Origin of the sequence: Mycolicibacterium aurum (assembly GCF_900637195.1) — a bacterium.
GTDB classification, from domain to species: Bacteria; Actinomycetota; Actinomycetes; order Mycobacteriales; family Mycobacteriaceae; genus Mycobacterium; species Mycobacterium aurum.
On sequence record NZ_LR134356.1, the window covers coordinates 4270303 to 4284170 of the forward strand.

At 67.5% G+C, this 13868-nt stretch carries 14 protein-coding genes; 6 read left to right on the forward strand and 8 right to left on the reverse strand.

Going from position 1 to position 13868, the window contains the following annotated elements; genetic code table 11:
* Positions 1-7: 7 nt before the first annotated feature.
* On the forward strand, positions 8-1480 hold the full coding sequence (locus EL337_RS19955; RefSeq protein WP_048634392.1) for an adenylate/guanylate cyclase domain-containing protein: 1473 nt from the start codon (positions 8-10) through the stop codon (positions 1478-1480).
* Positions 1481-1497: 17 nt separating this feature from the next.
* Here the strand turns inward: EL337_RS19955 and EL337_RS19960 are convergent, their stop codons facing one another.
* From EL337_RS19960 to EL337_RS19985, 6 genes are all read right to left on the reverse strand, one after another.
* Positions 1498-2313 carry an SDR family NAD(P)-dependent oxidoreductase gene (locus EL337_RS19960; protein ID WP_048634391.1) on the reverse strand — a complete coding sequence of 272 codons (816 nt, stop codon included), beginning with the start codon at positions 2311-2313 and terminating at the stop codon, positions 1498-1500.
* Positions 2310-2723: a nuclear transport factor 2 family protein gene (locus EL337_RS19965; protein ID WP_048634390.1), complete on the reverse strand. Its 414-nt coding sequence runs from the start codon at positions 2721-2723 to the stop codon at positions 2310-2312. The genes EL337_RS19960 and EL337_RS19965 overlap by 4 nt, the downstream gene beginning before the upstream one ends.
* A gap of 63 nt (positions 2724-2786) precedes the next feature.
* On the reverse strand, positions 2787-3182 hold the full coding sequence (locus EL337_RS19970) for a Zn-ribbon domain-containing OB-fold protein (RefSeq protein ID WP_048634442.1): 396 nt from the start codon (positions 3180-3182) through the stop codon (positions 2787-2789).
* A 29-nt stretch (positions 3183-3211) separates the two neighbouring features.
* Complete coding sequence (locus EL337_RS19975; protein ID WP_048634389.1) at positions 3212-4420, reverse strand: thiolase family protein; 1209 nt, start codon at positions 4418-4420, stop codon at positions 3212-3214.
* Positions 4421-4443: 23 nt separating this feature from the next.
* Positions 4444-6666, reverse strand: a complete 2223-nt coding sequence (locus EL337_RS19980) for an acyl-CoA dehydrogenase family protein (protein WP_048634388.1) — start codon at positions 6664-6666, stop codon at positions 4444-4446.
* Positions 6663-7679: an NAD-dependent epimerase/dehydratase family protein gene (locus EL337_RS19985; protein ID WP_048634441.1), complete on the reverse strand. Its 1017-nt coding sequence runs from the start codon at positions 7677-7679 to the stop codon at positions 6663-6665. The genes EL337_RS19980 and EL337_RS19985 overlap by 4 nt, the downstream gene beginning before the upstream one ends.
* A 113-nt stretch (positions 7680-7792) precedes the next feature.
* On the opposite strand from EL337_RS19985, the gene EL337_RS19990 reads away from it, so the two are divergent.
* Genes EL337_RS19990 through EL337_RS20000 form a run of 3 tightly spaced genes read left to right on the forward strand, consistent with a single transcriptional unit; the run spans position 7793 to position 10678 of the window.
* Positions 7793-8368: a TetR/AcrR family transcriptional regulator gene (locus EL337_RS19990; protein ID WP_048634387.1), complete on the forward strand. Its 576-nt coding sequence runs from the start codon at positions 7793-7795 to the stop codon at positions 8366-8368.
* 37 nt (positions 8369-8405) lie between these two features.
* On the forward strand, positions 8406-8852 hold the full coding sequence (locus EL337_RS19995) for an SRPBCC family protein (RefSeq protein ID WP_048634386.1): 447 nt from the start codon (positions 8406-8408) through the stop codon (positions 8850-8852).
* Positions 8849-10678 (forward strand): sulfatase-like hydrolase/transferase, encoded by a 1830-nt coding sequence (locus EL337_RS20000; RefSeq protein WP_048634385.1) that lies wholly within the window; start codon positions 8849-8851, stop codon positions 10676-10678. Before EL337_RS19995 ends, EL337_RS20000 begins: the two co-directional genes overlap by 4 nt.
* A gap of 1 nt (position 10679) precedes the next feature.
* On the opposite strand, the gene EL337_RS20005 is transcribed toward EL337_RS20000, so the two are convergent.
* A complete protein-coding gene (locus tag EL337_RS20005; protein ID WP_109860194.1) occupies positions 10680-11942 on the reverse strand; it encodes an amidohydrolase family protein in 1263 nt (420 codons plus the stop codon).
* A gap of 49 nt (positions 11943-11991) precedes the next feature.
* Between EL337_RS20005 and EL337_RS20010 the strand changes: the two genes are divergently transcribed.
* Positions 11992-12849: an AraC family transcriptional regulator gene (locus EL337_RS20010; RefSeq protein WP_083443216.1), complete on the forward strand. Its 858-nt coding sequence runs from the start codon at positions 11992-11994 to the stop codon at positions 12847-12849.
* Positions 12850-12852: 3 nt separating this feature from the next.
* Here the strand turns inward: EL337_RS20010 and EL337_RS20015 are convergent, their stop codons facing one another.
* Positions 12853-13479, reverse strand: coding sequence for a TetR/AcrR family transcriptional regulator (locus EL337_RS20015; RefSeq protein ID WP_370737202.1), 627 nt, complete (start codon positions 13477-13479; stop codon positions 12853-12855).
* 112 nt (positions 13480-13591) lie between these two features.
* On the opposite strand from EL337_RS20015, the gene EL337_RS20020 reads away from it, so the two are divergent.
* Positions 13592-13864 (forward strand): WhiB family transcriptional regulator, encoded by a 273-nt coding sequence (locus EL337_RS20020; protein ID WP_083443223.1) that lies wholly within the window; start codon positions 13592-13594, stop codon positions 13862-13864.
* Positions 13865-13868 lie beyond the last annotated feature (4 nt).

Here is a 13868-nt window from a genome sequence, read left to right on the forward strand (position 1 = left end):
CGCCCGTGTGAGGCCAGGTCGCCTGCTCATCAGGTACGCAGCAGGTCTCACGTTTGCCTACCTGCTCACGGTCGCCGAAGTGGTCGCGATCGTGGTCGCCCTCTCCGGCCGCAGCGTCGTGACCCCGGGCAACGTCGTCGCCTTCGCGGTCGTCGCCCTGCTGAGTACCGCAACGGTGTCCGTCGGCGCCGTGCTGATCATCAGGCCGTCGCTGCGGTGGCTCGATGCCGGACGACGCCCGACGCCGGCCGAGACCGCGACGATGGCCAAGACGACGCGTCGTCAGGCCGGCATCACCGTCGCGCCGTGGATCCTGATGGCCGCAGTCCTTGTCCCGCTCAATCTGCCCGCCGACAACACGGAATTCGTCGTCCTGACCACCGCGCTGCTGTTCGGCGCGATCGCCACGCTGTGCACCGGCTTCCTGTTCACCCTGCGTACGTTGCGGCCCCTGCTGGCTGCGGTGCCCGCCGACGCCGAACGCCCGAGCGCCCCCGGGGTGCGGGCGCGGCTGCTCATCATGTGGTTGGTCTGCACGGCACTACCCGGCACGGTGATCGCCCTGTTGCTCGTGCTACGCCTGCGGGGCTGGCTGCTCGATACCTCCGCTCCGATCGAGCTCGCGTTGCTGATCCTGGCGCTGGTGGCCGTGGTGCTCGGGCTGCGCGCGATGATCTTGGTGTCGATGTCGATCGCCGACCCGGTCAACGAGGTGGTCGACGCGATGGCCGACGTCGAGAAGGGCACGATCGACCGCACGATCGACGTCTACGAATGGTCCGAGATCGGGCGACTGCAAAGCGGGTTCAACCGCATGGTCGCCGGTCTGCAGGAGCGCGACCGGCTCCGGGATCTGTTCGGCCGACATGTCGGAGAGGAAGTCGCGCGCCGAGCCGTCGAGCAGGGCATGCAGGACAGCGGCTCATCCGCGGGTGACGAACGCGACGTGGCGATCCTGTTCATCGACCTGGTGGGATCGACGCAACTGGCGACGGACCGCGATCCTCACGAGGTGGCCGACATCCTCAACGACTTCTTCCGGATCGTCGTCGCGCAGGTCGACGAACGGCACGGCCTCGTCAACAAGTTCCAAGGCGACGCCGCACTCGCGGTGTTCGGGGCACCCCTGCGGATTCCCGACCCGGCATCGGCGGCGATGGCCACGGCGCGCGCGCTCACCACGGAACTGCGAAGACTGCCGGTCGACTTCGGCATCGGGGTGTCCGCAGGACCGGTGTTCGCCGGCAACATCGGTGCCGAGAACCGGTACGAGTACACGGTGGTCGGTGACGCTGTGAACGAAGCGGCCCGACTTGCCGACCACGCCAAGGAGTTCGACGGTCGGGCCCTGTGCTCCGGTGTGGCGCACGCGCAGGCAGGCACAGACGAACAAACGCACTGGACGGCGTGCGGCGAGGCGACGCTACGCGGACGAAGCGGCGCGACCGCCCTCTACGTACCGGTCGCGCCCGGCCGTTAGTTCGGCGTCCGCGACGATCAACCCTCCCCCATCGCGGCCGCGGTGGCCGCCATGATGAACCGAACCGCGTCGTTGCGGGATACCGAGCCCATCATCTGCGCGGCCCCCCGCATGTCCTCCCCCACGATCCACGTCGGTCCGTTGGTCAGATTGTCGAACGCCTCGGCGATGACCTCGTCCACCGACGCCGTGCCGGCCGGCCGGTCGTCGGTGCTGTCCAGGTGACCGCGGGCGTGTTCCAGACGCCGGAGCGCCGGCGTATCGGTCTTGCCCAGGATCAGTCCGAGCACGTCGATGCCCTTGTCGTGCAGCTCCGTCCACATTGCCTCCGCGAACACCATGTCGAAAGCCTTTGTCGCGCCGTAGGCCACCATGTTGGGGCCCCCGGCGAAACCTGCCCCCGAACCGAGGATGACGATCGCACCGCGGCCGTTGGACACCATGCCCTGCGCGAAGTGATGACTGAGCTGCATCGGGACCAGGCAGTTGCGGCGGAGCATCGCCTCCGCATTCGTCACAGGCTGCGCCAGAAAAGGTCTGAAGTCCGGGTCTGCGCCCGCGCAGTAGATCAGCGTGCCGATGTCGAGGTCGCGTGTCGCATCGATCACCGACGCGGCGGCGGTGTCCGAGGTGAGATCGACCGCCAGCACACGTGTCTGGACGCCGGTGCGGTCGTGAATTCCCGACGCGAGGTGGGCCAGGACGGCTTCGCGCCGCGCGAGGAGAACGACGTTGAGCCCCCGCTGCGCCAGCTCCTCGGCGAAGGCGGCACCGATACCGTCGGACGCTCCCGCGACCAGCGCCCACGGCCCGTACCTGTCGGCGAACGTCATCCCGCACTCACCATCCTGACCAGCACCGTGGTGAACCGTCGCCGCTTGATTCGCCAGCCGGTGCCGGTGCGAACCAGCTCGTCGTCGTAGAAACCGGCGGCGCTGACGCCGGAGGTGTTGTCCTGCGACATGATCAGCGCGTCCACATAGGCACGCGCCGTGGCGGTGTCACCGTCGATCGCTGCGGTGTGATTGGTGATCCGGTGCAGCGTATGACCGGCCTTGTCGTGGGCGGCCACCATGAACTCGACGACCGCGTCCACGCCACTCCATCTGCCGATCTCGCCGTAGTCGAGCTCGCAGTCGTCGGTGAACACGCTGCGGAACAACGACCAGTCGCGGCTGTCGATACCGGTCGCGTAGCGCACCAGGAGGTCGCCGATGTCCTGCCGGTCTTCTCGGTCGTTCATGCGGGGCTCCCCCTGGTGGTTGCAACACAGAGCCGTGTTCGCGGCGCGGGGCTCACGCCGGGTTCAGCGGTCTGCGGGCTCGTACCGCAGCATCGTCACGTCGTGCTCCGGGTAGTCGCAGAATACGGGGCTGACACGCATGCCGATCGCGACATCCTCGGGCTCGACGTTGACGAGTTCGGTGGAGAACCGCGGACCCTCGTCCCATTCCACGATCGCCAGCAGCTGCGGCACGGCGTCGACGAAGTGCGGGCCCACGGGCCGCCGGGCGACGGTGAACGAGTAGAGCGTGCCCATCCCCGAGATCTCGCGCCATTCCAGGTCGTCGGCAAGAGTTCGCGGTGCGCGCACCCGCGGATAGAACACGTACGACTGAATCGACGGCGAGTACTGGATGACCACCCGGTGCTCGGCAAGGGCATCCCAGAACGGCGCCGTGGTAGGGGTTTTGACCGGCATGGGCCGTTCGAACGTCGATGCGTCCACCGTCAGTCCCCTTCCAGCACGAGTGTGGTCTGTTCCGAGAGGATGCCGCCGTTGCCCGACACGAACGCCCGGTTACAGTCGGCGACCTGCGCCGCGCCTGCGCGTCCCATGATCTGGCGGGTCGCGTCGCAGACGTGATGCATGCCGCCCGCGTTGCCCGCCTGACCGAAGCCGAGCTGACCGCCCGCGGTGTTGAGCGGGAAGTCACCGCGGAAGGTCAGGTCGTGTGCCGACACGAACTCCATGCCCTTGCCCTTCTCGCAGAAGCCGGCGTCCTCGAGGCTGAGCAACACGGTGATCGTGTAGCAGTCATAGATCGACACCATGTCCATTTGTGCGCGGGTCAATCCCGACATGCCGAACGCGGTGTCGGCGGCATGTGCGATCGGCGTCTGCAGCAGGTCCTCGGCGTAGGTCGGCGTCTTGTAGGGCACCTGCTCACCGAAACCCTTGATCCACACCGGGCGGTTCTTGGCTCGGGCGGCCACCTCGGAGCTGGCGACGACGACGGCGGCACCGCCGACGCAGGGCATCACGATCTCCAGCATGTGCAGCGGGTCGGCGATCACGGGACTGGCCAGCACGTCGTCGATCGTCAACGGCTTGTCCTTCCAGATCGCACCGTCGGTGTGGTTGGCGTTGACGCGCTGGTCCACCGCGATCTTGGCCATCGCCCGCTCGTCATAGCCGTACACCGAGGCGTAGCGCTGGGCGACCTGGCCGTACGGGCCGTTCTGGCCGAGATTTCCGTAGGGGATCTCGAATTCTGCTTGGGGCGAGCCATATTGATTGCTCGACGCACCGAAGAACACCGCGTCGATCAGCGGTTTCGGCTTCTTCTCTGAGGTCGGCGTCAGGTAGCGGGCGGGGATGGCGCAGAGCACCACGTCGCAGATGCCCAACTCGATGGCGGCAGCGGCTCGCCACACCATGCCGACCGCACTGGCACCCCCGAGGTCGACCAGTTCGGCGAAGTTCGCACGCACACCGAGGTATTCGGTCACCGTCGACGGGACGAAGATCTCCGACTCCGCCAGATGCGATGTGACGATGCCGTCGACCAGCTCGCCCGACAGACCCGCGTCAGCCAGCGCCGCCCCACCGAGCTCGGCCCATTGCTCGAGCGTGAACGGAGCCAGGCTCGCTTTGCTCAGCCGCTCCGGTGGCAACTCCACGTAGCCGACGATCGCGGCCTCACCACGCAAACCCATGCGCACTCTCCTTCGTCACAGCTCTACTTGCGGGGGAGCCCGAGAATCATCTGGGCGATGATGTTGAGCTGAATCTCCTTGGTACCGCCACCGATCAGCTCGGCGGGGAGGTGGAAGTAGGGCTCGATGATCGGCGGGTCGGCGTCCTCCACCACCGCCGACGGAGCGGCCAACTCGAGGGTGGCCGTGAAGGTGCGGCGCAGCATCACATTCATGGCGACCTTGGCGATGCTCGACGCCGGGCCTGCTGCCTGTCCGTCGAGAATGCGCAGGACCTCCCGTACCGCAAGCACTTTGATCGCGTTGGCATAGGCGTCCGCCTCACCGAGCGCCGCCAGTACCCGGCTGCGGTCCGGACGGTCCTCCCCGGCCAGGCCGCGCAGGATGCTCGCCCTGTCGAAGTTCACGTAACCGCTGATCGCGACGCGCTCCTGCGCCATCGTGGCAATCGCGAGATTCCACCCGTCGGTCGGCCCGCCGAGCAGCAGCTCGTCGGGCACGAACACGTCGGACAGGAAGACCTCGTTGAAGTGCGCTTCGCCGGTGGCCTGCCGGATACGTTGCAGTTCAATGCCTTCAGAGCGCATATCGACGATGAAGTAACCGATTCCGCGGTGCTTGGCCGCATTCGGATCGGTGCGCGCCAACAGGGCTCCGTAGTCGGCGGTGTGCGCCGACGAGGTCCAGATCTTGTGTCCGTTGATTCGCCAGCCGCCGTCGACCTTCGTCGCCCGGGTCGACAGTGCGGCCAGGTCCGAACCGGCACCCGGTTCGCTGAACAGTTGGCACCATCCCAGTTCGCCGCGCTGCGTCGGCGGAATGAAGCGCTGCTGGAGATCCTCGGATGCCGAGCTGATCAACGTGGGCAGAATCCATTCGGAGATGCCGAGAGACGGGCGGACCAGATCAGGGCGCTTCGCGAACTCCTCATCGATGATGAGCAGCTGCAGCTGCGTGGCCTCCACGCCCCACGGGCGGGGCCAGTGCGGCGCGATCAGACCGGCGTCGGCGATCAGTGTCCGCTGCGGTCCGGTGGCGAGATTCTCGTAGTCGCCCTGCCGCCCCGGCTGATCGTTGCGCAGCGTGCGCGCCTCGTCGAGCACTGTCGCGACACGGCGCCGGAACTCGGCATCGAGGTCGCCGAGTCTGACCGACACATCCCGGCTCTCGGTACGGGTGAGCCCGCCCAGCGACTCGGCGACCCGTCCGGACGGTCCGATGGACGCCGCCAGGCTGGTGGCCTTGCGCCAGTACAGGTGAAGATCGTGCTCCCACGTATAGCCGATCGCTCCGAACATGGTGAGGGTGTCGAGGACGAGATCGGGAGCGGGTGCGATCGCCATCAACGCTGCGCCCCACGCCGCGATCTGGTGCTGCGCCGCGTCCTCGGACGCCGACCGGACCGCGTCCCACGCCGCCGCGGTCGCCAGTTCACTGTTCACCAGGAGCATCGCGGCCTGATGCTGAAGCGCCTGGAAGGTGCCGATCGGCTTGCCGAACTGCTCCCGCGTGCGCAGGTGGTCGGTGACCGCCTGCACGCACCAGCGGATGGTCCCGGACGCGGCACTGGCCGCCAGCGCGAGCGCCACGCACCGTGCCCGATCGTCGTCGATACCGGCCAGCACCGAATCTGCCGGGCAGTGATGGCCATCGAGTCGCACGACGCCGACGTCGACGGTCTTGTCGGTTCCGTTGCGCCCGTCGACAACCACTGTGTGGTGGCCGGTATCGATCGCGAACCACACCGTGTCCTCGCCGGCGCGCGCGGCAGCGACGATCACCTGCGCCGAGCGTGCCCCCAGTGTGGCCGACGATGTCCCGGTGACGGTCCAGCCGTCCGCTGCCGGCGACGCCTTAAAGTCACTGTCACCTGCGAGGATCACCGCTGCCGCCGCACCTGCGGCGAGGCGCTCCAGCACGGTCCGCGCGGCCGGTGCATCCGAGGCGAGCTGCGCGACCGCGCTGGCCGTCACCGTCGGAAGCACGGGGCCGGGCAGCAGGGCGAGCGCGGCGGCCTCCACCACGCAGGCGGTGTCGGTCAGCGTGCCGCCCTGCCCGCCGAGCTCATCGGGCAGATGCACCGCGTGAAAACCGTTGGCGACGAACTCGTCCCACCACTGAGGCAACTCTCCCGCTGCGATCGCGTCGAACGCGCTGCGCGTCTTGTCGATCGGCGCGTGCCTGGCCGTGAACTTCGCCACGGCGTCGGCCAGCTGGAGTTGCTCAGGCATCAATCCGATCGTCATCGCGCCCTCTCTGTGTCAACGCGACGACGCTGGTCGCTGAAAAAGTGCGCGGCAGCCTCGATCGCCTCCGGCGTGGGTCGTGGGTGCCAGCCGAGCTCGCGCACCGCCTTCGAATGATCCAGCGGCGTCATGATGTGCATCAGGCGGACATTCAATGGTGTGAGCATGGTGTCGACGCGGCGGATCCTGGCCACCGCACTGCCGAGGTGGGCGGCCGCGGCCATCACCTGGATCGGCACCCCGACCCTCGGGGGCGTGACCCCGACTGCCGCGCAGCCGATTTCATGGACCTCCCGGGTGCTCATGAACCGCTCCGACACGATGTAGCGCTCCCCCACGCCCCCACGCTCACCGGCGAGGATCATGGCGCGCGCGGCGTCCTCGATACCGACGACCTCGGCGTCGTAGCCTGTGATGGAGAACGGAAGCTTGCCGCGCACCGCGGCCGCCAACATCCCACCGTGCGGGGTCGGCAGGAAGTCGCCGGGACCGTAGGTGTTGGCGACGCACATCGCCACTCCCGGGAACCCTTTGTCCGCGCAGTAGCGCAGCACCATATCTTCGGCAGCCACCCGGGACCGGATGTAGGCGCCGCCCACGTCGAGCCAGTTGTGCGCGGTCTCCTCGTCGGCCAGCGCCCCTTCGGCACGGCCGATGGTGCCGATGGAGCTGGTGAACACGAACCGTCTCAGGTCGGCGTCGAGCGCGACATCCAGAACGTTGCGCAACCCGTCGACGTTGGTCTGCCACATCGGCGCCGGATCCCGCAGCCACGGCCGAGCGTCGACGACGCAGTAGTAGACGACCTCACATCCGGCCATTGCGCTGCGCAGCGCCTCGGTGTCGAAGATGTCGCCGTAGCGGACGTCGACCGGCAGTCCGTCGATTCCGCGGGTGGAACTCGTGGTGCGGATCAGCACCCGCACGTCGCCCTCGCCGTCGGCGACGAGCAGCTTGGTGACGTGGGAGCCGAGGAAGCCGCTGGCACCTATCACCAGCTTGGTTCCCGCCATCAGGAAGTCAACCGCCTCATCCACCGTTCAGCCACCTAACGAGACGCAACGTCTCGTCTTGTGGCACACTACGGGCGATGCCCCAGCGTGTAAAGCCGGAGGGGGGACACGACATGGCCACCCACACCGCCGCGCCGCGGCGCCGCAGCGAGAAGTCGCGCATGGCCATCGTCGGCGCGACACGCACCCTTCTGCTGGAGCGCGGCTTCGACAGACTGACCATCGAGGCGGTGGCCGCCAGTGCCGGCGTCGGCAAGCAGACCATCTACCGCTGGTGGCCCAGCAGGCATGCGCTGGTCGCCGATGTCATCCTCGAAGACGCCGACCGGATCCTGCGACCGGTGACCGCGACCGAGGACGTGGCCGGGGACATCTGCACGTGGGCGGTCGCGCTCGCCACGGCGCTGACCACAGCGCGCGGAAACGCGATGCTGCGCATACTCACCACTGCGGGCATGGAGCACCCCGACACCGCGGCGAGGCTGCATTCCGGCTTCAGCATGCCGCTGCATGACAGTGTGCGAAACCGGTTGACCGCGGCCGGGTTCGGCGAGGAGCCCGCCCAGGATGCCGCCGACGCGATCGTCGGCGGCATCGTCTACGCCATCCTCAGCGAGGGGCGCTCCTTCGCGCCGCGCCGCGCCGAGTCGATCACCCGCACCGTCGTCGCCGGCATCTGCGCGACGTGAACTGGCGGCCGCCGCCGCGACCGAGTTGGATGGGGCGATGACGCACATCACGCGCTCCCGCGAGATCGCCGCGTCGCCTGCGGCGGTCTGGGAGATGCTCGCCGACTTCGGGTCGCTCAGCGCGTGGGCTGACTCCGTCGATCACTCCTGCGTGCTCAACAGCGCGGATCACGCGCGACCAATCGGCCTGACCCGCCGCGTCCAGACCGGGCGCAACACCTTTGTCGAGACGATCGTGGAGTTCGAACCGGGCCGGGTGCTCGCCTATCAGATCTCCGGAGTCCCCCGCGGCTTCTCGGTGTCGAACCGATGGAATGTGGGCACCGCCGGCGCCGGCACGACTACGGTGACCCTGACCAGCACTGTCAGCATGCACTCGCAGGTGCTCCGCCCGATCGGCGAACGGCTCTTCGCACGGTTGATGGCACGGCGCTCGCAGGAGTTGCTCACCTCGTTGGCCCGCGCACTGGAAGGGACACCATGACACCGCACCGCCCCGACATCGTCATCATCATGACCGACGAGGAACGTGCGACTCCGCCGTACGAGTCCAGCGCTGTGTTGTCCTGGCGCGATCGCACGCTCCGCGGCAGAAAGTGGTTCGACGAGCACGGGGTCAGCTTCGCGCGGCACTACACCGGATCCCTGGCGTGCGTGCCCAGTCGCCCGACCATCTTCACCGGCCAGTACCCCGACCTCCACGGCGTGACACAGACCGACGGACTGGGCAAGGCGCACAACGACTCCCGGCTGCGTTGGCTGCGCCAAGGCGAGGTTCCCACCCTGGGCAATTGGTTTCGGGCAGCCGGTTACGACACCCATTACGATGGCAAGTGGCACATCTCCCACGCCGACCTCACCGATCCGGCCACCGGCGAGTCGCTCGACACCAACGACAACGACGGCGTCGTGGACGCCGACGCCGTCCAACGCTATCTGGACGCCGATCCGCTTGCCCCGTACGGCTTCTCCGGCTGGGTCGGACCGGAACCCCACGGTGCCGCCCTGTCCAATGCGGGCATCAGGCGCGACCCGCTGATCGCCGATCGCGTGGTCGCCTGGCTCGAGGACAGGTACCGCCGCAGGCGCGCAGGAGACCCCGACGCCCAGCGGCCGTTTCTACTGGTCGCCAGCTTCGTCAATCCCCATGACATCGTGCTGTTTCCGGGCTGGGCTCGCCGCAGCCCGTTGTCCGCTTCTGCCCTCGACCCGCCCGCGGTGCCTGCCGCGCCCTCCGCGGACGAGGATCTGTCCTCTAAGCCGGCCGCCCAGATCGCGTTCCGCGAGGCGTATTACTCCGGCTACGGTCCGGCCGGCGCCATCGAGCGGACGTATCGGCGCAACGCCCAGCAGTACCGCGATCTGTACTACCGGTTACATGCCGAGGTGGATGGCCCGATCGACAGAGTCCGCCGGGCGGTCACCGAGGGAGGGTCCGCCGACGGTCCGGACGACACCGTCCTGGTCCGCACAGCCGACCACGGCGACCTCCTCGGCGCCCACGGCGGCATGAACCAGAAGTGGTTCAACCTCTATGACGAGGCCACCCGGGTGCCGTTCGTCATCGCCCGCGTGGGCCGCGACGCCACGCGGCAGCGCACGGTGTCCGCCCCGACGTCACACGTCGACCTCGTCCCCACGCTGCTGTCAGCGGCGGGCGTCGATATCGAGGCCGTCGCGGCCACACTCGCGCCGTCGTTCTCGGAGATCCATCCTTTGCCCGGTCGCAACTTGATGCCCGTCGTCGACGGCGCACAGGCAGACAGGGACCGCGCGGTGTACCTGATGACGCGCGACAACGTGCTCGAAGGTGACACCGGCGCGTCCGGACTGGCCCGTATGCTGCGGCTGACATCGAATGTCCCTGCGCCGCTGCGTATTCGCATTCCCGCCCATACCGCCGCCAACTTCGAGGGCCTGGTGCTCCGAGTCGATGATCAGGCGGCGCCGGGTGGGGCCGGGCACCTGTGGAAACTGGTCCGCTCGTTCGACGACCCGTCCACGTGGACCGAGCCGGGCGTACGCCACCTCGCCGCCGACGGCATGGGCGGGCCGACCTACCGCCGCGATCCCCTCGACGACCAGTGGGAGCTCTACGACCTCACCGCGGATCCGACAGAGATCCACAACCGGTGGTCCGACCCGGATCTGCACGAGCTGCGCGCGCATCTGCGCACACAGCTCAAACAGCAACGCGCGCAGTCGGTTCCCGAGCGCAACAGGCCGTGGCCGTACGTCCGGCGTCAACCCTCGAAGCTGCCGCGACGGTCGGCGCGACGAGCTGTCCGGCGGCTGCTGGGACGCCCTTGACTCAGGTCCTCGCGAACTGCTTCTCGTCGTAGAGCCGCGCCCATTCCGCCCGCGGGCGGATCGACACGTCGACGTCGGTTGCCTTGGCGCGCAGGGCCCCTGCGGTGGCTTGCTCCCGCGGCGTCAGCGCGAACGGGTCCCAGCCGAAGAACCGGCAGGAGTTCTCCCAGGTGATCTTGTTGATGTCGGAGTCGGACGCGCCTGCGGCGTCGAGCTCGGCCAGCACCTGCTCGGGCGCATCGGGCCAGAAACAGTCCGAGTGCGGGTAGTCGCACTCCCACGCGATGATGTCGATACCGATCTCATGGCGCAGCTTCAGCGACGTCTTGTCGGTGACATAGCACGCGAGTGAGTGTTCCCGGAATACGTCGCTGGGCATCTTGTCGCCGAAGTCGCGGCGCAGCCACTTCTGGTTGGTGTAGTGGCGGTCGCTGCGATCCAGATAGAACGGGATCCAGCCGATGCCCCCCTCGGAGAAGGCGAATTTCAGGTCCGGGTAGTTGCGCATCGCCGGGCCCCACAGCAGATCCTGGGCACACATGGCCGAGACCTGGGTCGCAAGGATGATCAGGTTGTCGATCGGGGCATTGGGCGCCATGCTGATCGCTCCGAAACCGGTGCCGATGTGCAGGCACATGACCACGTTCTCTTCGGAGAGTGTGCGGAACACCGGGCCCCAGTACTCGTCGTCGTGGTAGCTCGGCAGCCCTTCGAGATGTGGCAGTTCCGGCATCGTGACCGCACGGCAGCCCTTGGCCGCGACACGGCGGATCTCGGCGCACATCGCCTCGGGATTCCACGTGGGCAACACCGCGATCGGGATGAAGCGGTCGGGATACGAGCCCGCCCATTCGTCGATGTGCCAGTCGTTGTACGCCGACACCATCACCAAGGTGACGTCTTCGCGATGCATGTTCAGATGCCGGGCCGAGAACCCGGTGAACGTCGGAAAGCACATCGACGCCAGGATGCCGTTGCGGTTCATGTCGCGCACGCGCTCGTGGACGTCGTACACGCCCGGGCGCATCTCGGCGAAGCCGGCGGGATCGCGGCCCCACTCCTCGGGGGGCCAGGACACCACGGCGTTGAGTCCGCTCACGCCCTGCGGCCTGCCCTGGTACATCCACTGGTCGACGCCTTTGTCGTCGGTCACGACGATGGGCGCCTCCGCCTTGTACTTGGCCGGAACGTGGTTGAGGAACATGTCGGGCGGTTCCACCACGTGGTCGTCGATACTCACCAGGATCAGGTCGTCTTTGTGCACAGCACTCCTCGAGTCCGCAGTTCTCTTTTCAGTAGTACCGTCTGAAGGCGTGACCGTCTCTGCGTCTTCGGACAGAGTCTTGTCCAGAGCGGCCAGGTTGCCCGCTCAGCCAGTGGGTGGCCGCCGCGTCATCGAGTTGCGCCGCGGCGGTCAGGCGCTGGGCGGCAGCTATCTGTACGAAGGCGACGCTCTGATCACCGGCTGGCATTCGCATGAGGTACACCAGATCGAGTACGCCCTGCACGGTGTGGTCGAGGTGGAGACCGACTCCGCGCACTATCTGCTTCCGCCCCAGCAGGCCGCATGGATCCCGGCGGGGCTCGAACACCAGGCCGTGATGAACCCCGACGTCAAGACGGTCGCGGTCATGTTCGATCGCAGCCTGATCGCCGACGGCGGCGATCGGGCCCGGATCCTCGCGGTGTCCCCGCTGATCCGAGAGATGATGATCTACGCGCTGCGCTGGCCGATCGAGAGAGCTCGCGGCGACGAGACGTCGGACCGATTCTTCGGAACCCTGGCGGCGCTGGTCACCGAAGCGCTCGATCACGAAGCGCCACTGAGCCTTCCGACGTCCGACAACCCGATCGTCGCCGCGGCGATGGACTACACCAAACAGCACCTGGGCACGGTGACGTCCGAAGACGTCAGTCGAGCCGTGTCGGTTTCGGAGCGCACCCTGCGCAGACTGTTCGCGGACACGCTCGGATTGTCTTGGCGGACTTATCTTCTGCACGCACGCATGCTGCGCGCCATGGCGCTGCTCGCCGCCCCCACGCAGTCGGTGCAGGAGACCGCATCCGCGGTGGGTTTTGACAGCGTCAGCTCCTTCACCCGTGCGTTCTCGCAATTCTGCGGCGAAACGCCATCCGCGTACCGGCGACGGGTCGCCTCGGCGACGGACTGACGCTTATTCGGAGTCCGGACGCCGGAACAGCCCTTCCCGCAGTAGCGCATCGGTGGCGTCCCGCCATCGGTTGAGCTGATTGGGCGTGATGAAAGGTTCCGGTAGGTGCCGGTCGAGGTGAGGCCGAAGGCTGACGGCACCCAGAGCGAGAACCAGACTGTTGATCGCCGCCCACGTAAGGTCGACGTCGTCGCGTAACTCCCCGCGGTCATGGCGTTCCTGCCATCGCGCGATCCCCGTGGTCATGAGCGTGTCGAAGATCTTGGCGCCCACCGGACTGCCGTCGACGAGTGCCCGCCCCAGATAGGCCGCCACCTCGGGCTGTTCGACGAACAGCGTGTTTATCCTGGCGCCGATCTCGGCCACGGAGTCCGTGGGTGGATCCGACAGAGGCTGGGCGATTGTCGCGGTGAGCAACCGCAGGACGTACTCGTCGACAGCCTCGATCAAGCCCGCCTTCGTTGCAAAGTGGTGCTGCACCGACCCCAGCGATACTCCCGCCGCAGCGGCCACGCCCCGCATGGTGCTGGCACCCGTGCCGTGGGCGGCGAAACTCTTCAGCGCCGCAGCCTGAATCCGCTCGATGAACCGCGGCTCCACGGCATTTCTCCGGCTCGGTTCAGAAACCACACCGACCACCGTAAACAACGCCCCCAGCAAACCGAAGTCGACAATACAGCCGTATCGCCTTTACGATACAAGTGTATTGCCGAAGGGGGAAGGGAAGGTGTCCATGAGTTCGATGAGTTCGATAACGATCGAAGAGGAAGCGTGGACCGCGCCGTGTACGCGCGATCCCGACCGCTGGACCACAGTGGCCGACGACGGCGCCAAAGCGCTGTGTCGCGCGTGCCCGCGTCGCTGGCAGTGCGCGCGGGAGGCCTGCGTGATGCCTGGCGCAGTAGGGCTGTGGGCAGGCATCGTGCTGCCCGAGGGCGGGCGCAACCGCCAGTTTGCGCTCAAGCAACTGCGCTCGCTGGCAGAGCGCAACGGCCACCCGGTCAGGAGGAGATGAGGGC